The organism is Pseudarthrobacter raffinosi (genome assembly GCF_023913835.1).
In the GTDB taxonomy this organism is placed as follows: Bacteria; Actinomycetota; Actinomycetes; order Actinomycetales; family Micrococcaceae; genus Arthrobacter; species Arthrobacter raffinosi.
The window spans coordinates 20,344-39,610 of sequence record NZ_JAMXBG010000023.1 but is presented as its reverse complement, the minus strand read 5'-3'; the positions used below and the strand labels follow the sequence as shown (position 1 = coordinate 39,610).

Annotated in this window: 17 protein-coding genes; 12 read left to right on the top strand and 5 right to left on the bottom strand. The window is 64.6% G+C overall.

What is annotated here, in order from left to right:
* The first annotated feature begins 26 nt into the window (after window positions 1-26).
* The 7 genes from NG697_RS18255 to NG697_RS18225 all read left to right on the top strand — a co-directional run bounded on the left by NG697_RS18255 (window position 27) and on the right by NG697_RS18225 (window position 10,373).
* Window positions 27-1,538, top strand: a complete 1,512-nt coding sequence (locus NG697_RS18255) for a CoA-acylating methylmalonate-semialdehyde dehydrogenase (RefSeq protein WP_252601864.1) — start codon at window positions 27-29, stop codon at window positions 1,536-1,538.
* 819 nt (window positions 1,539-2,357) lie between these two features.
* Window positions 2,358-4,253, top strand: coding sequence for a helix-turn-helix domain-containing protein (locus NG697_RS18250; RefSeq protein WP_252601861.1), 1,896 nt, complete (start codon window positions 2,358-2,360; stop codon window positions 4,251-4,253).
* Window positions 4,254-4,420: 167 nt separating this feature from the next.
* On the top strand, window positions 4,421-5,671 hold the full coding sequence (locus NG697_RS18245; protein WP_252601858.1) for an iron-containing alcohol dehydrogenase: 1,251 nt from the start codon (window positions 4,421-4,423) through the stop codon (window positions 5,669-5,671).
* 19 nt (window positions 5,672-5,690) lie between these two features.
* Window positions 5,691-7,166: an NAD-dependent succinate-semialdehyde dehydrogenase gene (locus tag NG697_RS18240; RefSeq protein WP_252601854.1), complete on the top strand. Its 1,476-nt coding sequence runs from the start codon at window positions 5,691-5,693 to the stop codon at window positions 7,164-7,166.
* A gap of 39 nt (window positions 7,167-7,205) precedes the next feature.
* Complete coding sequence (locus NG697_RS18235) at window positions 7,206-8,579, top strand: MFS transporter (RefSeq protein WP_252601853.1); 1,374 nt, start codon at window positions 7,206-7,208, stop codon at window positions 8,577-8,579.
* A 211-nt stretch (window positions 8,580-8,790) separates the two neighbouring features.
* Window positions 8,791-9,375: a hypothetical protein gene (locus NG697_RS18230; protein ID WP_252614879.1), complete on the top strand. Its 585-nt coding sequence runs from the start codon at window positions 8,791-8,793 to the stop codon at window positions 9,373-9,375.
* Between the two features lie 434 nt (window positions 9,376-9,809).
* Window positions 9,810-10,373, top strand: a complete 564-nt coding sequence (locus NG697_RS18225; RefSeq protein WP_252601849.1) for a dihydrofolate reductase family protein — start codon at window positions 9,810-9,812, stop codon at window positions 10,371-10,373.
* A 563-nt stretch (window positions 10,374-10,936) separates the two neighbouring features.
* Here NG697_RS18225 and NG697_RS18220 read toward each other — a convergent pair.
* The 3 genes from NG697_RS18220 to NG697_RS18210 form a co-directional block, all read right to left on the bottom strand.
* Entirely contained in the window at window positions 10,937-11,704 is a 768-nt protein-coding gene (locus NG697_RS18220) for a glucosamine-6-phosphate deaminase (RefSeq protein ID WP_252614876.1), read from the bottom strand.
* Window positions 11,705-11,784: 80 nt separating this feature from the next.
* Window positions 11,785-12,510: a FadR/GntR family transcriptional regulator gene (locus NG697_RS18215; protein ID WP_374209949.1), complete on the bottom strand. Its 726-nt coding sequence runs from the start codon at window positions 12,508-12,510 to the stop codon at window positions 11,785-11,787.
* A 157-nt stretch (window positions 12,511-12,667) separates the two neighbouring features.
* Window positions 12,668-13,615 carry an alpha/beta hydrolase gene (locus NG697_RS18210; RefSeq protein WP_256473070.1) on the bottom strand — a complete coding sequence of 316 codons (948 nt, stop codon included), beginning with the start codon at window positions 13,613-13,615 and terminating at the stop codon, window positions 12,668-12,670.
* Window positions 13,616-13,949: 334 nt separating this feature from the next.
* On the opposite strand from NG697_RS18210, the gene NG697_RS18205 reads away from it, so the two are divergent.
* The 5 genes from NG697_RS18205 (at window position 13,950) to NG697_RS18185 (ending at window position 16,874) form a co-directional block, all read left to right on the top strand.
* Window positions 13,950-14,681 (top strand): GAF and ANTAR domain-containing protein, encoded by a 732-nt coding sequence (locus tag NG697_RS18205; protein ID WP_252601845.1) that lies wholly within the window; start codon window positions 13,950-13,952, stop codon window positions 14,679-14,681.
* The gene (locus NG697_RS18200) at window positions 14,678-14,950 is read left to right on the top strand and encodes a hypothetical protein (protein WP_252614871.1); all 273 of its coding nucleotides are present in this window, start codon (window positions 14,678-14,680) and stop codon (window positions 14,948-14,950) included. Before NG697_RS18205 ends, NG697_RS18200 begins: the two co-directional genes overlap by 4 nt.
* Entirely contained in the window at window positions 14,934-15,716 is a 783-nt protein-coding gene (locus tag NG697_RS18195) for a GAF and ANTAR domain-containing protein (protein WP_252601840.1), read from the top strand. Before NG697_RS18200 ends, NG697_RS18195 begins: the two co-directional genes overlap by 17 nt.
* A 140-nt stretch (window positions 15,717-15,856) precedes the next feature.
* Window positions 15,857-16,600: a GAF and ANTAR domain-containing protein gene (locus tag NG697_RS18190; RefSeq protein WP_252614870.1), complete on the top strand. Its 744-nt coding sequence runs from the start codon at window positions 15,857-15,859 to the stop codon at window positions 16,598-16,600.
* Window positions 16,587-16,874 carry a hypothetical protein gene (locus NG697_RS18185; protein ID WP_252601835.1) on the top strand — a complete coding sequence of 96 codons (288 nt, stop codon included), beginning with the start codon at window positions 16,587-16,589 and terminating at the stop codon, window positions 16,872-16,874. Before NG697_RS18190 ends, NG697_RS18185 begins: the two co-directional genes overlap by 14 nt.
* 125 nt (window positions 16,875-16,999) lie before the next feature.
* On the opposite strand, the gene NG697_RS18180 is transcribed toward NG697_RS18185, so the two are convergent.
* Window positions 17,000-17,839 (bottom strand): IclR family transcriptional regulator, encoded by an 840-nt coding sequence (locus NG697_RS18180; protein ID WP_252602912.1) that lies wholly within the window; start codon window positions 17,837-17,839, stop codon window positions 17,000-17,002.
* A 115-nt stretch (window positions 17,840-17,954) separates the two neighbouring features.
* Window positions 17,955-19,211 carry an aminopeptidase P family protein gene (locus NG697_RS18175; RefSeq protein WP_252602914.1) on the bottom strand — a complete coding sequence of 419 codons (1,257 nt, stop codon included), beginning with the start codon at window positions 19,209-19,211 and terminating at the stop codon, window positions 17,955-17,957.
* Between the last annotated feature and the right edge of the window lie 56 nt (window positions 19,212-19,267).

Here is a 19,267-nt window from a genome sequence, read left to right as displayed (position 1 = left end):
TGCTCAAGCCAGGAAGAACAAAACCGATGAACACGACGACCGTCACCTCCACCATCAACCACTTCATCAGCGGAACCGAGGCTGCAGGTACAGGCACCGCCACCAAGCCCGTCTACAACCCGGCCACCGGCCAGGTCAGCGCCGAGCTGCGGCTGGCCAACCGCGAGGATCTCGACGCAACCGTCGCCGCGGCCAAGGCCGCGGCACTCACGTGGGGCGACATCTCGCTGGCCAAGCGCACCGCCGTGCTGTTCAAGTTCCGCGAGCTCGTCGCTTCCCACGTGGACGAACTCGCCGAGCTGATCACGGCCGAGCACGGCAAGGTCCTCTCTGACGCCAAGGGCGAGATCGGCCGCGGCCTGGAGGTCATCGAGTTTGCCTGCGGCATCCCGCAGCTGCTCAAGGGAGAGTACTCGGATCAGGTCTCCACCGGCATCGACGTGTTCTCGTTCCGCGAGCCGATCGGTGTGGTTGCCGGCATCACCCCGTTCAACTTCCCCGTCATGGTGCCGCTGTGGATGGCCCCGATGGCGATCGCCACCGGCAACGCCTTCATCCTTAAGCCTTCCCACCGGGTCCCTTCAGCAGCGATGCTGCTGGCCAGGCTCTGGAAGCAGGCAGGCCTGCCCGACGGCGTGTTCCAGGTCCTGCACGGGGACCGGGAGGTCGTCTCCGGTCTCCTGACCCACCCGGACGTGGACGGCATCTCCTTCGTCGGTTCCACCCCTGTCGCCAAGCACATCATGGAGACCGCCACCGCGCACGGCAAGCGCGTCCAGGCCCTGGGTGGCGCGAAGAACCACGCCATCGTGATGCCCGACGCGGACCTCGACAACGCCGCCGACCACCTCGCCGCCGCCGCCTTCGGTTCCGCCGGGCAGCGCTGCATGGCCATCTCCGTCGCCGTCGCGGTCGGGAACGCCGCCGACCTGCTGGTCAAGAAGGTCCAAGAGCGCGCCCTGGACGTCAAGGTCAAGAACGGCACGGAGCCCGACGCCGACATGGGCCCTGTCATCAGCACTGACTCCCGGGACTTCATCGTCCGGACCATTACCGAAGCAGAAGCCGCCGGCGCCGCCATGGTGGTGGACGGCCGCGACCTGGTGGTCCCCGGCCATGAGGAAGGCTTCTGGGTTGGTCCCACCGTGCTGGATCACGTCAAGACCGAGATGTCCGCCTACACCGAGGAAATCTTCGGCCCCGTCCTCGTGGTGGTCCGCGTGGCGGACCTGGAGGAGGGCATCAAGCTGATCAACGCCAACCCGTACGGCAACGGCACCGCGATCTTTACTTCCTCCGGCGCCGCGGCGCGGAAGTTCCAGCGCTCCGTCGATGTGGGCATGATCGGCATCAACGTGCCGCTGCCCGTGCCGGTGGCCTACTACTCCTTCGGCGGGTGGAAGGCCTCGCTGTTCGGCGACAAGCACATCTACGGCCCGGAAGGCGTTTCCTTCTACACCCGCGGCAAGGTCATCACTTCGCGCTGGCCCGAAGCAAGCCACGCCTCCGGCGCTTCCTACAACTTCCCCTCCAACTAGGCGCGCGCCCCAAGTACAGGGTTCAGCCAGATGAAGCAAACGATGAGTAATACTCCCTCTGCTGACCCAGTATGAGCCGCGGGGTTTGTACCGCATTCGAACTCCTCAGGATCATCCAGTACTTAGATGTTCGGGCTTGAGACAGCAGGGGCCCAATACACCTGCGTCACCGGCCCCTACACCGCCTGACCGGCAGGTGTTCAGGACCACGTTCCTGCCCTGTCCGGCAGCAATGTCCCCGATCACGCTGCCCGGTTCCGTGTTGCCTACGTCCTCCTGCCTGAGCACCGACGGCACGCGGGTCTTGCATCGACGAGGCGGGAACGATGCCCTCGTGCCCGCAGGCGCAGATGCTGGGTGGTCTGCCGGCGACGGCTTGGTCGAGTCGGGCCCGCATCCATTTCGGGTCCCCACAGCCCTGTCGAAGGCGTGCTCTCCCAGGCCCGACGCCGCCCCTTTCCCGCTGGCATAAATTGCCAGGCGGCCGCGGAGCCTGTTGCACTTGCGCTCCCCCGCTATTCCTTGCATGCCTGCTGGGAGTCCTGGCCGGCTTCCGCAAAGCTGCGCGGCTCAGCGTGGAAGTGGACGAGATCGTCGAGGACAAGATCCTGCATCCCACGCTTCCCCGGGACATTTCCCTAGAGAGTGGCTGGACGAGCGCGCTGCAGCGTCCGCAGCTCTGTCCGGCCGTTATTGCGCGGTGACCGACTCTGGCAGCGTGGCCCACGGACTAGCATTAGGTTCATGGGTGCCAATGACAGTTCTGCCGTTCACAGCGGTGGAAGCCCGTCAGGCGGTACCAAGGGTGCCGGCCAACTCATGGCTATGCTTGACCATGGTGTTTCCGCGGGTGATCTGGAGACCACGCTGTCCGCCTGGCTGGAAGCCGGGGCCATTGACCAGTCCACTGCGGCGGCGGCACGCCGGTTGAACGCCCAGTTGTGGGAGGCGAGTCGCCGGGAGGGCCTGCTGCGGGTCCTTTACGATACGGCCACCGACCTGACCGGCATACGCGACGTCGAGGCAGTACTCAAGGCCATCGTCCGGCGCACCCGGTCATTGATCGGCAGCGACATCGCCTACTTGAGCCTGAACGACTATGGCAGCGGTGAGTCCTACGTCCGGGTGACCGACGGCGCAACGACCGCTCTCTTCCGCAACATCCGCATGCCCCTCGGCGTAGGCGTGCTCGGCGCCGTGGCGACCGGCGAGGCACCCTCCCAGAGCGCCGACTACTTAATGGACGAGTCTAAATCCCATCTGGAGTCCAGCGACACTGCTGTGGCAGCCGAGGGCGTCCGGGCGATCATGGGTGTCCCCCTTCGCGCAGAAGGGAAAGTAATCGGCGCGCTCCTGGTCGCCGACAGGCATGCGCACGAGTTCAGCAGTGACGACGTGGCCTTGATGGAATCCATTGGTACGCACGCAGCCGTCGCGCTGGAGAACGCCCGCTACTTCAGTGAAATGGCCAGCGCCCTCACCCGACTGGACCAAGCACAGCGGCAGAACCTGGCCCACGTACGGGCCCTGGAGGAGCTCTCAACCCTGGACCGGCGGCTCATGGAAACCCTGGCCTCAACCGGCAGCCTTCCCTACCTGCTCAACCTGCTGGCCGAGTCCCTGGACACTCCTGTCTTTTTGGTCTCTCCCATGGGCGAGCCGCTGGCGGGGCTCGCATCGGACGGTGACTTCGGTAGCCTCCCGGCCCTGAGCGCCGCTGAGGAGTCTGCGGCCAGGAGGGCGGCCGTACAGTTCGAGGTCAAGGACAAGAAATACACCGTCATGTCCGCCGTAGCGGGCGACCAGCACCTCGCCTCCCTCATCGTCGCGGAGCAACTCAGCCCGGCCCGGCTCGCGGTCCTGGAACGCAGCGCCCTGGTGCTCAGTGTGTCGCTGCTGTTAGAACGCACATTCCAGGACGCCCAATACCGGCTGCAGCTGGAACTCATCGATGACCTGCTCAGCCCCCGCTCTGAACACGCGGCAGCGCTTACCCGCAGGGCCGGGCAGTTCGGTCTGGCAAACCACCTCCAGCTCGTGGTGCGCGTGGTGGGGGTCAGCGACGACCAGCGCCAACGGGCACTCTCCGTGCTGAGGCATCGACCCGACGGGGTCCCGGGAATCATCGCCCTGCACGAATCACACTTGTGCATCATTGAACCCTTCGAACGACGCGACAGCCGCCCGAATGAAGCCAGCGGTGCCGCACACACCGGCCAGTCCATCATTGACGAGCTGAAACGACGCCGCATCACGGCCAGCGTCGGGACATCAGAACCAGTGACCGGCTTTGCCCGGCTGTCCGCGGCCCACACCGAAGCCCACGCCGTCCTCCGTGCGCTGCAGGCCCTCTCGCGCAACGGCGAGGCAGCGGACCGGGCCGCCCTGGGTACCGCAGGAATGTTACTCGGAGCGATGGACAGCCCCTTCGCTGGACAGCTGCTCACTGCACAGCTGGGGCCACTTCTGAGCTACGACGAGCGGCGGGGAACGCAGTTGGTCCTCACAGCGTGGACGTTCCAGGAAAACGGTGGCGCCATCCAGGAAGCGGCCGACTCCCTCCACATCCACCCCAATACCCTTAGGCAACGGCTGGACCGGATAGACGCCCTGATCGGTGCCCCGTGGCGCCGGGGAAGCCGTTCCCTTGACGTCCAAGTGGCGCTGCGCTTATGGCGGATGAAGACAGCCGGCGTCAGCTCCGGCGGTTCCTGACCAGCGGGCCTGCTTTCCGCCGAACCAAAGCATATGGCACCGGACCACATGTACAGTGGCTTTATATGGCACGGAATCACATGGTGAGTGTCACGTGGTTCTGGAATGCTGAGATCTGCGGCGCCTTTCGGGCAGCCCGCTCATCCCATCTCTAGGAGTCATTCACAATGTCGTGTGCGCATGCAGCGGGTATCCGTCCCGCAACCTTCGGCGTCCTGCGGCTGCCGCGGAGTGTCGTCGTCGGCGCCCAGCAGCGTTTCGCCGTCGCCGATATCGCAGCCGAATTCGGGACCAACGTCCTCGTCTGCACCGATCCGCGGCTGGCCGTCTCAGAGGAACTTCAGGCCCTGGTCCGGAGCCTGGAGAACCGGGACCTGACCGTACGGGTATACGGGGATACCCAGGCAGAGCTTCCGACGCCGGGGATCCTGGCCTGCGTTGAGGAGCTCAAGGGCCAGGAGATCGATGTCATCATCGGTTTCGGCGGCGGCAGCTGCATGGACATGGCGAAGGTCGTGTCCGTGCTGCTCACGCACGGCGGCAAGCCTAGCGACTACTACGGCGAATTCGCCGTTCCCGGCCCCACCAAGCCGGTCATCGCTCTGCCCACCACAGCGGGCACGGGTTCGGAAGCGACGGCAATCGCCGTCGTCTCCGATCCTGAGCTGGGCATGAAGATGGGCATCTCGAGCCCCCACATCATCCCGTTCGCCGCCGTGTGCGATCCCGAACTCACCTACTCCTGCCCCCCGTCCCTGACGGCCGCCACCGGTGCGGATGCCTTCGTGCACCTGGTCGAGTCCTTCACTGCCATCACCCGGGAACCCACTTCCACGCTGGCCACGGAACGGGTCTTCGTCGGCAAGAACATCCTGACGGACTCGATTGCTTTGAACGGCATCGGGCTGGTGGGCCGCAGCCTGGTGACCGCCTACAAGGACCCGGAAAACACCGAGGCCCGTGCCGGGATGATGCTCGCGGCACTCTACGGCGGTGTCGTCCTGAGCAATGCCGGAACCGCCGCGGCACACGCCATCCAGTACCCGGTAGGCGCACTTACCCACACCCCCCACGGTGTGGGAGTCGGCCTCCTGCTGCCCTACGTCGTCCGCTACAACTTCGAGGCGATCCAGCCGCAGCTGGCGCAGATCGCTGAAGCCCTGGGGCGCGATATCAGCGGACTGGACCCGCGCGCCGCCGCCGTCGCAGGCGTCGATGCAATCGACGAGGTCATCGCCGCCATCGAGCTGCCTCCGACGCTGAAGGACCTTGGCGTGCAGGAAAGCGACCTCGCCCAGATCGCCAAGCTGTCGCTGAACTCCAAGCGGCTCATCGACAACAACCCCGTGCGGCTTGATCTCGACGCCGTAACCTCCATCGTTCACGCCGCCTACGCCGGCGACCGCACCATCCGCTGATCAGGGATAAGGACCACTGATGACACTTCTTTCAACCCATGAACCGCTCGACGTCGACGGGCTGACGGTGCCCCGCCAGCTGCTGATCGCCGGGAACTGGCAGTACGCCAGCGGCGGTAACACCGTCGAGGTGATCAACCCCTCCGACGCTTCCGTCATCACCGGCATCGCCGACGCCGACGTCGAGGACGGCCTCGCCGCCGTCGACGCCGCGGCAGCAGCCTTCCCGGAGTGGGCCGCGACGCCGCCGCGCCGCCGCGCCGAAATCCTGCGCCGCTGCTTCGAACTGATGACCGAGCGCAGCGAGCAACTCGCCCACCTCATCTCCCTCGAAAACGGCAAGGCCCTGACCGACGCCCGCGGAGAAGTGGCGTACGCCGCCGAATTCTTCCGCTGGTACTCCGAAGAAGCGGTCCGGATCATCGGAGATGTGTCCGTCTCGCCGTCGGGCTCCAACCGGATCCTTGTCCAGCACCCGCCCATCGGCGTCTGCGTGCTGATCACCCCTTGGAACTTCCCGGCGGCCATGGCCACCCGGAAGCTGGCGCCGGCGCTGGCCGCTGGCTGCACCGCCGTGCTGAAGCCCGCCACGCTCACGCCGCTGACCGCCCTGGCGATCGCCCAACTGATGATCGATGCGGGAACCCCGGCGGGCGTGGTCAACGTCATCACCACGAGCAAGACAAGCGAGGTCATGACCCCGATCCTTGCGGACCCCCGGGTTCGCAAGCTGTCGTTCACCGGTTCCACCAGCGTCGGACGCCACCTGCTGCGCCAGGCGGCCGACAACGTGCTCAAGTGCTCTATGGAACTCGGCGGCAACGCCCCGTTTCTGGTCTTCGATGACGCGGACCTCGATTTGGCCCTCGAAGGTGCCATGATCGCCAAGATGCGCAACGGCGGCCAGGCCTGCACCGCAGCCAATCGGATCTACGTCCAGCGCGGTATCCACGACGAGTTCGCCCGCCGGCTGGCCGAACGAATGGGCGCAATGCGCGTGGGCCCGGGCACCGACGCAGACACCGAGGTCGGGCCGCTCGTCGATGAGGCGAGCGTCCGCAAAGTCGACTCGCTGGTCCGCGACGCGGTCAGCCAGGGAGCCAGGCTCCTCGTCGGCGGCAAGGCCATCGACGGCGCCGGATACTACTACCCGCCCACTGTCGTAACTAACGTGCCGCTACAGGCACGCATGGTCAGCGAGGAAATCTTCGGCCCGGTGGCCTCGGTCATCCCCTTCGACACCGAAGACGAAGTCATCGCCGCCGCCAACGACTCCGAGTACGGCCTCGCAGCCTACGTTTTCACTGAGGACCTTCGCCGCGGACTCAGGGTCTCTGAACGCATCGAAAGCGGCATGGTGGCCCTCAATAGGGGACTCGTCTCCGACCCCGCAGCACCCTTCGGCGGAGTCAAGCAGAGCGGCCTCGGCCGCGAAGGTGCCCATCAGGGCCTGCTGGACTTCACCGAAACCAAATACATCGCCCTCGACTGGTAGCCAGCCGCTCCCTTCGTTTCCATCCGAAAGAAAAGACCAATGACGATCTCCAATACCAAAGCCAAAACGAAAGCACCCTGGCGCGTACCGCTCGCCAGCTTCGCGGGCACCACCATCGAGTGGTATGACTACTACATCTTCGGTCTGCTCGCCGCGACAGGCGTCTTCAGCCGGCTGTATTTCCCCGAACAGGACCCGGCGACCGGTCTCCTCCTGGCCTTTGTCACCTATGCCGTCGGCTTCGCCGCACGTCCCTTCGGCGGCATGTTCGCCGGCCACTTCGGCGACAAAATCGGCCGCAAGCCCATGCTGGTGCTGTCGCTGCTCATCATGGGCTTCGCCACGCTGGCCATGGGGCTGCTTCCCACCTACGCACAGATCGGAGTCTGGGCTCCCATCCTGCTGACGGTGCTGCGCTTGCTTCAGGGCTTCGGCGCCGGAGCCGAATGGGCCGGTGCGGCCGTCATTTCCATCGAGCACGCCCCTCCCGGACGCAGCGGATTCTTCGGAAGCTTCACGCAGATGGGCGTCCCGGCAGGCATGCTGCTCGCTAACTCGAGCGTCCTGATCGTCAAGGCCTCCGTGCCCGCAGAAGTATTCGATGCCTGGGCCTGGCGAGTGCCGTTCCTGCTCAGCGTGGTCCTGATCGTCATCGGCCTGATCGTTCGCGCCAAGCTCGAGGACTCAGACGACTTCAAAGAACTTGTTGCGACAAAGCAGACCTCGAAGAAGCCGCTGGGCGAAGCCATGAAGAAGGAATCCAAGGGCATCTGGCTCGTTGTCGGCATGCGGTTGGCAGAAAACTCCGCGTTCTACCTGTACACGACGTTCTCCGTGGTCTACATCATGAAGACGTTCGGTGCCGAACGGGCCAACCAGGGCACGATGTCCGTTCTGATTGCCTCGGCCATCGGCGTCTTTGCCGTCCCGCTGTGGGCGATCCTCTCGGACAAGATCGGGCGCAAGCCGCTGTACCTGTTCGGTTCCATCGGCGGACTCCTGTTCTTCCCGCTCTACTTCGTCATGACGGACAGTGGCAGCGCACTGCTGGCAACACTCGCCATCATCATCGGGCTCGCGGTCTTCCACAACTCGATGTACGGACCCCAGGCCGCCTTCTTTGCGGAACTGTTTTCCACAAAGCTGCGCTACAGTGGCGCGTCCATGGGCTACCAGTTCGGCTCGGTTCTCGCTGGCGGCATCGCGCCGTTGGTCGCCGTGGCGCTACTCACCGCCGGAAACGGCGAACCCGGCTGGGTGATCCTCTACTTCAGCGTGATCGGCGTCATCACGGTTGTGGCGACACTCCTCGCACCGGAAACACTCGAGAAGTTGGACCGGCGCATCGCCGCTGCCCAGGAGCTGGACGAGAAAAACGCAGGGATTGCCCAGGAGCGCGTCAGCGCTAACTGATACTCCCTTAAGTAAGGCGGGCGTCGTCCGGGTCAAAGGTAGACCTGGACGGCGCCCTTCTTGCTGCGCCTGAGGTGGTCTGCCCGCGGTTATCGTCGGAGCCGGCTGCGAGAGTCGCCAGATGTTGCGAACACTGTACTCCGCACGTTCTCTATGTTCCACTACGGGTAATCGAGGTCAAGCCTTCGATATTGCTTGAGAGGCAGGGCCTGTGATCGAATCGGCATCTTTCGTCATCAATGCATCGGGCCATGCCGTGGACTTCGTCGTGGCGCCCTTTCCGCCGGCAGACCCTGTAGCTGCCCTGCAGGCGGCGATGAGCGGCGAGGGGCAGGAAACTCCGCTGATGGTTCCGTTGGTTTCCACCGGAGTGCATTCAGGGCCCATTGCCTTGACGGTGGAGGTCCTCGGGGCAAGACCTGAGGGCACCGCGCCAGGATGGGAAGACATCCACGAGGTGTCCCTGATGCTCCCGGAGGGCCGAGCGTACTTCAACCCACCCACAGGCTGGGAGATGAAGGATGTCGGGACCATTACGGGCAATGAAAAGGGCAGCTACCGCGCCCGCCTTCATGCGACGGGCCGGGACACAGCCTTCGACTTGGTCGTGGAATCACCCGTCGAACGGCACCTGATCCAGCTCTGGAAGGAACCACCTTCCCCGGTGTCTGTCTTGTCCTCCGAATCAGAGCGAGGCAAAACCCTGCCACGCTTCATCAAAATATGGCAGGGACCGCCCACAGCCAAGGCCCACGCCGAACCACGACTGATAACCAGGGAGACCCCTTCCGACTAGCGGATCCACCCAGCCGAAGCCCAACCGCGCTTCGCGCCGCTCTACTTGGCGTCTCAATTCCTTGGAATGGCACAGCCCAGGCGGGACACCCCACTGATCGGGATCGTCAGTTTCGGAAGTCGTCTGCACCAACTCTGGGTGTGGGGCTCGGGTTCCGTTGGGGGAACCTTCACCGGACAGCTCAGTTGAAACGAGGACCGAAGGCTATGGCATCCAGATCATTGGCAGACACGATGGCGCCATGAGGGACAGGATGCTGCTGATCATGTGCGGGACGACAGAGTTCCATGACGCCCTCAACTACTACAAGAAGCACTGCCAATGAACGTCATCATCGTTATCTTCGGCGTACTCCTAGCCTCGGCCGCACCGATGAGTTTCCCGCGCCGCGCCGGTCTATGCTATGGAGACCGACTGACGGAAGGCATGGCGTGATGCGGAAACTGATCTACGGCATGAACCTGACACTGGATGGCTACGTCGCCGCGCCCGGCGACGACCTCGGGTGGAGCGGGCCGAGCGACGAGCTGTTTCAGTGGTGGCTCGATCAGGAGCGGGCGATCGGCCTGTTGCTGTATGGGCGCAAGCTGTGGGAGGCCATGAGTTCCCACTGGCCGACCGGCGACCAGCAGCCCAATGCCACCCCGGCGCAGATCCAGTTCGCGCGGAACTGGCGGGACACGCCGAAGGTGGTGTTCTCCTCGACGATCGACAAGGTCGACTGGAACGCCCGCTTGGTCACCGGCGACGCGGTCGCGGAGATCACCCGGCTCAAGGCTGAGGACGGCGAGCCGATGAGGGTCGGTGGTGCAACGCTCGCCGGGGCGGCCATGCGGGCCGGGCTGATCGACGAGTACACGATCGTGACCCATCCGGTCCTGGTGGGCGGCGGCACGCCGTTCTTCACCGCGCTGGATAGCTGGGTGAACCTGAACCTGGTGGAGACGCGGACGTTTCCCGGCGGGGTGGTCCTGACCAGGTACGAGACGAGGCGCTGAGCGCGATTCCTCCGCGCGGTCGGGGAAGTACATCCACCACCAGCGGCCCCACGTCGGTGGCCAGCAGATAGTCCGGAATGCGCTTGTGCACAGCCCCGGCGACCTCAACCTTCCACAGAAACGGTTGCGCCACAACATGGCGCACCGACACATCTTGAAGTCCGCGAACAGCAAACGCGCCAACTCCCGCCGGGACTCGTAGATCAACAGATTCCGCACCGTAGCGCGGCGCCGATGTTGAACCCTCGAACGACACCGGATTGTGCGACCCACGCGAGGAAACCTGCCTGTCCGCACACTAGCTCCGCCGCCGCGAGCAGCACCACAGTGATCCCTTTCGATGACGTGGCCGCCACGCTGAAGCACCAGCAGGCAGCTCTGCCCGTAAGCCGGTCCTTCACCGGCCCAAGCGCCACCCAAGATCTTCCGGATCACGATCGCCGCGTTTCCGGGGCCTGTCGATTGCCGTAAGACCCGCCCGCAAGAATGCCCGGCGAAGGGGCCCTATACGGCACACTCCTGAGACATCAGATCCGCAGTACGAATGGCAGACAGCCCGCGGCCTAGACGCTGGCGGCCGCCCCGGACACGCGCACGGCGACCTGCCCGCTCCCCTGCGCCAGCTGCGAGGCTGCGGCTTCGTCAGCCACCACCGTCACGTGCGGGTGCAGCTGCAGGACCGACCCCGGGCAGTCAGCAGTGACGGGCCCGTTGAGGGCGGCGGCCAGGATGCCGGCTTTGTCCGCGCCGTTGACCACCAGCAGGAGGTGGCGGGCTTCCAGGATGGTGCCCAGGCCCTGCGTGATGCAGCGGAGCGGCACTTCTTCCGGCGTGCTGAAGTAGCGGGCGTTCGCCTCGCGGGTGCGTTCCGTGAGGACTTCCACGCGGGTCCGGGAGTCCAGGGCGGAGCCGGGCTCGTTGAAGGCCAGGTGGCCGTTGTGGCCGATGCCGAGGATCTGCACATCGATGCCGCCAACTCCGGCAATGGCGGCGTCGTAGACAGCGGCTGCGGCCTCGGGGCCCGCGGCGCTTCCGTCCGGCACGGCAACGTTGGCAGGATCCAGATGCAGCCGCTCAGTCACTTCGCGCCGGACAACTTCGGCGTAGCTTTCGGGGTGTCCGGCGGGCAGGCCCACGTACTCGTCGAGGGCGAAGGCCCGGACGGAGGACATGTCCAGCCGATGGTTGGCGAGCGCCGCGTAGATGGGCAGCGGCGATCCGCCCGTGGCCACACCCAGGACGGCGTCGGGCTTGCTGCGGATAACGGCAGCGAGGATCCCGGCGGCGACGGAACCGGTAGCTGAGGCGGTAGGCACAACGAAAATTTCCACGGCAAAGGCACTCTCTACGAAAAGGGCAGGGCTAAATCCGCCCGGGCGCAGGCGGCGAAGGAAAGGCGGAGGGAAACAGGCTAGGCGGCCGCGACATCCTTGAGTTTCAGGCGGATGCCGTCAAAGTGGCGTTGCAGGCGTTCGGACGCAAGAGCCTTGTCCTTGTTGGCCACGGCCTCGAAGATGTCCCAGTGGTCCTGCGTCTGCTGCTCAAGGTTGACCGGGCCGGTACCGATGGCCAGGTGGATCTTGCGGTAAACCTGCCAGAACACATCCATGAGGTTGATCAGCAGCTCATTGCTCAGGGGGGCGTACAGGCGGCGGTGGAATTCGGCGTCGTGCTCATGCAGCGGCTCCCCCTTCTTGGCCGCGTCCTCCATGGCTTCCATGATGGAGCGCAGGTCAGCCACGTGCTCGTCGGTGAGCAGGTCAATGGCCGGTCCGATCAGCCCGGACTCGAGGGCCTGGCGCACATCGATGAGCTCCATGGCTTCCTCGCCCTTGTGGCGGAGGGACAGCCGGCCGCGGAACGTCAGGCCGGACACCAGGGCGCTGAAGTTGTTGGGTGCAACGAACATGCCAAAGCCATGCCGAATCTCAATGACGCCCAGTGCCTGGAGTACTTTCAGGGACTCGCGGACGGTGTTGCGGCCCACGCCGAGCTCGGCGGAGAGCTCACTTTCGGTGGGCAGCGCGTCACCGACGTCCAGGCCGCGGTCCAGAATGAGGTCCATGATCCGCGTCTGCAGGGCATGCGAACGGAGCTGCGCACTGAAACGGGCGGGCGATACTTCTTGCGATGCGATGGCCACGTGGGTCTCCTCCTTGCCGCGCTTAGGGGTCGCGACTTGTCCTACATCTAAAGGGTACGGGAGATGGGACGTCCAATGTCTAGATATTGGGAACGTATTTTTTGAGCAGTTCCAACCCTCAGGGACCGAATCTAACCCAGGAGCGCCGAATCTAACCCAAAAGGGACCGAACAAGCTCGCGGCACGCCCGGTAACCAGGCGTTTTGGGGTCGATCAGGGCGTAATGGTCCCCGGGAACCCTGACCAGCCGGGTCTCCATGTTTGCCGTGGTTCCGGAGTTAACATAGGACTCGGACTGACCCAAGGGAACCGTGGTGTCCTCCGATCCATGGACAGCGATGACCGGCACGGCCAGCGGAAGGGCGGTCATGGGGTCGGCGTACCTGTAGCGGTGCGGATATTTCGACGACGACCCGCCCAGGAGGTTGCTCACCGCACCGTTGCTGAGGTTCAGCTTCTCCGCCTCGGCCAGGTTGAGCAAGCCGGACTGGCTGACCACGCCGGTGAGGTGCACCGCGGAGGCATCTGAGGTGCGGGGCACCTGGCGGTCAGCATCCGGCATTCCCAGCTGGGTAAGCTTCCCCCGGCCGGCAGCCCAGGCGGCCAGATGCCCGCCGGCTGAATGGCCCAGCGCCACCACCGGACCCAGGTTCAGGGCATGCTTGGCCGCGAGGTCGCCCAGCTTGTCGATACCGGTCAGCACGTCAGTGAAGGTGTTTGGCCAGCCGCCCCCGTTTCCGGCCCGGCGGTATTCAAGGTTCCAGGCGGCCATGCCATGGGCGGCCAGGTCCTTGGCGATGGGCTCCCCCAGCTCTGCGCCATACTGCGAGCGCCAGTAGCCGCCATGGATCACCACCACCACGCCGCGGTGCTCGGCGCCGGCCGGCAGCTCCGGCAGGAAAAGCTCGCCCCATTGGCTGGCGTCCTCGCCGTACTGGTACTTGTGCCGCTTCACTGCATCCCCCTTGGCACCGCCACCGGCGGTACCGTCCCGCCCGGCGCCGGGCGAACACGCGGCGCCGAGAATTCCAACGGCCGCCGCGGCAGCCGCACCAACCAGCGTGCGAAAGACAAACGTCCGACGCCGCAGATCAGCCATGTGCCGAGCCTACAGCGTGGTGCCTCCCGGCAAAGTCGCCGAGCAGGAAACCGGTAGATTTGTGCCCGTGAATTCCATCCTCGGGATGACCTGGAGGGACTACCGGGACGCAACAGCCGCCGTCGTGCGTTTCCTGCGGGCGCTCCGTGGCGCTCCCGGGTACTAATACGTCGCCGGACCACCGGCGGCCGCCCGGGAAGGGCGTAGTGTCGGTAGTAGGAGATTTCGGGGGTGGCATATAGGTCCGGGGTTGAATATACGGGCCGCGCGCGAAGAGAGCGCACAGCCGCCAGCCGGGTCGTGTGACCCCGGCGATGCTTGGAATTGAGGCCGCATGGCCGAGAATGATGCTCTGCCGACGGCGGAGCAATTGCAGGACCTACTCCTTGAAAGTCCGGGCTTCACCGAATTCCTCTTGGGACTGACAGCGATTTCCGCGTCCTTGCTGGGCGGGGAGACGCCCCTGCTGTGTGCCATCACGGTGGAACGGGAGACCGGGCCCGTGACGGTAGCCAGCAGCACGGAGACCGCCCGGAGCCTGGACGAACGCCAGTACGCACTCGACAACGGTCCCTGCCTGACGGCGCTGCGGGAGCAGCGCACAGTCCTTATCCGTGATCTTCAGGCGGACGAGAGCTGGGCCTGGTATGCCGGGGCGGTCGCAGACGAAGGCATCCGGACAATCCTGGCCGTCCCCATCCCCACCGACAACGGTTCCCGCTCCGCCCTGAACTGCTACTCAACCCAGCTGAATACGTTTGCCCCGGACACGGTGACCGCCATCGAGGAGCACGCTGCATCGCTGTCCCGGATCCTGCGCTTGGCAATCCGCGTGCACCCTTCGGACCCCTACCCGGAGCATTTGAGGTCGGCGCTGCGGTCCCGGGCCGTTGTGGACTCGGCCGTGGCCCTGATCATGGTGCAGAACCGCTGCAGCCATGAAACCGCCGTCAAGCTCCTGCACCTTGCCTCCCGCAGCAGCAACCGCCGGCTGCATGACATTGCCGGGGACATCCTGCACCACGCCTCAGATATCCCCGTCATCACCGGAGGCGGGGAGAAATGATGGACGACGGCGGATTGGGCACCCCCCAGCCTGCCTTCGAGGCGGACCAGCGCAAGTTTGCAGCCGTCCAGTTCCAGAGCGGGAACATCAGCCTCCCGGCGCTATGGACCTACTATTACGGGATCGGCGGAAACGTCGATCAGCTCGGGGTGGACGCCTATCTGCACGAGCTGGTGGAATTGGCCCCGCTGCAGATGGATCTCATCCAGACCGCCATCAAGGAGATCACGGCGGACGGACCGGGAAGTGCACATGTCTCAGGACTTTGATATCCGAGAACCCCAATCCGGCAAAGTTGGACGTGCCGGCGCGGGCCTGCACGAGTTTGTGCTCCACCTGCAGGACCTCGTCCTGGCAAGCTCCGACGTCCGTGAATTCCTGGCCGCCACCGCCGCGATTTTTGCCACGCAGCTGTCACAGCCCGGGAACCACTTGTCCTGCGGGATCACGGTGGTCCGGCAAAAGCGGCCCGTCGCTGTGGCCAGCAGCGATACACTCGCCCGGAACCTGGACGAACTGCAAAACAGCATCGGCCATGGACCTTGCCTGACAGCCCTCCGGACAAAATCCATGGTCCATGTCCCGGATCTGGACGCCGATGTCCGGTGGCCGAAATATAACCAGGAAGCCCGCAAGACGGGCATCGGCTCCATCCTGGCGGTCCCAATGCATCTGCAGGCTCCTTCGCAGGCTGTGGTAAACCTCTACTCCCCCAACACGGATGGCTTCCCGCATCACGGGATGGATGCGGCTGTTGGCCTGACGGGCATCGCCGCCAAGGCGCTGGACCTCGCCCTGAACATCGCACAGCTGCGCGACGCCCGTGACGACCTCGCCGCCGCCCTGAAGTCCCGCACCGTCATTGACACGGCCATTGGGGTCATCATGGCGCAGAGCCGGTGCAGCCGCGATGCGGCATTCCAGATATTGGTCAATGCGTCCAGTCACCGCAATATGAAGCTAAAGGAGGTGGCCGCCGGCATCATTTCTGGAATTGCCGGCGAACGGGTGTTTCCCACCACTTACGATGAATAGCCACAAAGCCGGTATTCGTGCAGGTCCGGGTCCGCAGCCCACCGCGCACGTTAGGCTTTACCTGAAGCGCTGAACGGTCACAAACAGGCTCATCCGGCACGCCGGAGGCCGGTCACGCAGAATGGCCGGAGGCAAAAAGCATGATCAAGAAGTATCCCCTGGATGAACTATCCACTGCCTTGGGCAGGATTATGGGGCTGCTCCTCACGGAAGAAAAAGTGGACCACGCCGTCCAGCATCTCTCCCGCGCCGTCAGGGATTCCATCCCGGGGACTCTTGGGGCAGGTGTCTCAATGCTTGATCCCCATGCCCGCCCGGTCAGCTCCGGATCTACCGACAGCGTGGTGGAACGCGCCGACGCCCTTCAGTATGAACTGGTCCAGGGGCCCTGCCTGACAGCCTGGGCCACCCAAGAGAGCATCCTCATCCATGACGTTGCAACTGAAGCCCGCTGGCCAAACTGGAGCGCCGCCGTCGTTGACTTGCCAATCCGCTCAGTGATCAGCACCCCGCTGATTGCCGACGGGCAGGCCATAGGTGCAATGAAGATTTACGCCGCCTCCCCCGGCGCCTTTGAAGATGCCACCGCTGCCCTCATGGAGCTTTTTGCCTCCCCCGCGGCCACCCTTCTGTCGCATATCCAGACTGCCGAAACTCCGGAACGCATCAGTGACAGCCTTCAATCGGCTCTCTACAGCAGGGACCTGATTAACCGGGCCTGCGGAATCCTCATGGAGCGCCACACCATCACCGAGGACTCCGCCCTGCAGCAGCTGATGCGGCAGGCCCGCGCGACGCGCAGCACGCTTATGGAAGTCAGCGCCATTGTCCTGGCCGGGGTGGCCTCCGACCCGCGCAGAGGCAGTAGTGATGGGCTTCGATAGCAGCGAATGGGAGCAACGCCGCAGGCTCCAAGCAGCACTGGCAGCAGCACAAGTCAGCACGGGTGACCTGTGGCTTTACTACTTCGGCATCGGCGGTTCGGTCGGTGAGTATGAAGTGGAGGCCTACCTGCAGGGGCTTCTCTCGCTCCCCGAACTGCAACGGGACCTCCTGGCCATGGCGGCAAACGAACTGTTCAATGACCACGCCGGCCCCCGCGCGCCCTATTCGGACGAGCTTGGGTCTGGGGATCCATCCCGCCCCGAGGATCCCTAGCGGGCCAAACGCTCTCTCACTTAATGCCACTTTTCGCCGAACGCTCTCTCACTTGATGCCACTTTTCGCCGAACGCTCTCTCGCTTTCTTGAGGCAAGTGAGAGAGCGTTGGTGATTTTCCTGCGTTAAGTGAGAGAGCGTTTGATGGTGCCGGGTGCCTTGCCGCCCAGCCGTGCGGTGACTTTGTCCGCCGCTGCCCTGCAGGATTCGCCGAGGCTCTGCAGGCGCTCCTTGGAGACCCGGAACCGCGGGGCCGGGATGAGGACTGCTGCCACAAGGTCGCCGCGGTGATCGTAGACGGGGGCGGCGACGCCGACTTCATCCAAGGAGGACTCGCCGTAGTTGATAGCCCACCCGCGGCGGGAGTCGTCCTTAAGGCGGAGCAGATAGTCCTCAAGGGAGGCCTCGTCCAGCCCGGGGTAGGTAATTGCTCCGCTGCGCAGGAGGGCACGCACCCTCTCCTCCGGTTGGATTCCAAGGAACACCTGAACCGAGGAACTCAACGCGTCGCTGTAGCGGGCCCCCAGCGGCGCAGTGTGCTTGATCTGGTGGCGGCTGGCAATCTGCTCCACGCAGATCGACTCGTTGCCCTCCCACATCATCAAGGCACTGGTTTCGCCCGTCAGTTCCGTGAGTTCGCGCAGGACGGGATAGGCGACACGCCGCTCCTCCAGTTCGGCCAGCAACGGACCGGCGACGGCGATCAGGCCCAGTCCGAGCCGGAAACGGCGCGTGTCCGCATCGCGTTCCACGAGGTTTTCCTGTTCGAAGGTTGCCAGGATCCTTGACACGGTGCTCTTGTGCAGGCCCACCCGGTTGGCGATCTCCGTCACGCCAAGCAACGGCTCGTCGGCCGTGAATGATCGAAGGACGGCGATGGCGTTGACGATGACAGAGGCGCCCTTGGTATCGCCCTTGCCGTTGGTGTCGCTGCCGTTGGTGTCAATAGAATCCGGTGTGGTCATGATGCTCACTATCATTGCGCATAGTCAGCGGAAAGCGGCGCCGCGTCAGACACGGCGCCGCTCCCCGGGGCCGTGGTTGAGCTTGTCAGGGTTTCGGCAGGCTCAACCACCGGGGTTAAGCTCCGATGATGTTGTACTCGGGGCCGAACGGGAACTTGGTGATGTTCTCGGCGCCGCCTTCGCCCACCACCAGGATGTCGTGCTCGCGGTAGCCGCCGGCGCCCGGCTGGCCATCCAGGACCGTAATCATGGGCTCCATGGAAACCACCATGCCCGGCTCCAGCACGGTGTCGATGTCCTCGCGGAGCTCCAGCCCGGCTTCGCGGCCGTAGTAGTGGCTGAGGACACCGAAGGAGTGTCCGTAGCCGAACGTCCGGTTGGCGAGGAGCCCGTGGCCCACGTAGATCTCGTTGAGCTCCGCGGCGATGTCCTTGCACACGGCGCCGGGTTTGATCAGCTCAAGTCCGCGCTTGTGGACCTCCACGTTGATGTTCCACAGTTCCAGGGAGCGGGCATCGGGTTCGCCGTAGAACAGCGTGCGCTCCAGTGCCGTGTAGTACCCGCTGGTCATGGGGAAACAGTTCAGGGACAGGATGTCGTGTTCCTGGACCTTGCGGGTTGTGGCCCAGTTGTGGGCGCCGTCCGTGTTGATGCCGGACTGGAACCAGACCCAGGTGTCCCGGATTTCGGAGTTGGGGAACGTCCTGGCGATCTCGTGGACCATCGCCTCGGTGCCGATCAGGGCGACCTCGTACTCCGTGATGCCGGCCGTGATGGCGTTGCGGATGGCCTCGCCGCCGAGGTCGCCGATCCGGGCACCGTGCTTGATGACCTCGATTTCCTCCGCTGACTTGATCATCCTCTGGCGCATCGCTGCCTGCGCCACGTCCACGAGCGTCGCGCCGGAGAAGGCGGCCTGGATCTTGTTGCGGTTGTCCAGCGGCAGCGAGTCGTCCTCGACGCCGAGGCGGCGCGGGTTGATGCCGCGGGTCCGCAGGACTTCCTGGATGGCGAAGATGTAGTTGTCCCGGCGCCAGTCCGTGTAGACCAGGTTGTCGCCGTAGCTGCGGCGCCAGGGCATGCCGGCGTCGATGTTGGCTGTGACGGTGACGGTGTCATCCTTGGTGACCACCATGCCGTAGGAGCGGCCGAAGGTGGTGAACAGGAAGTCGGAGTAGTACTTGATGGAGTGGTAGCTGGTGAGGACGACGGCGTCCAGGTCCTTCTCGGCCATGATCCGGCGAAGACCGGCAATGCGCCGCTCGAATTCGGCGTCGGAGAAGGTCAGGGAGACCTTCTGGCCGTTGTTGAGGACCTTCAGACGCTCCAGTTCGGCGACGGAGGTGGCGTTTTCAGATGCTGTGGTGGTCATTGTGGTGGTGCCTTTCTGCGATGCATTTACGTGACGTATTTGGGTGATGCATTTAC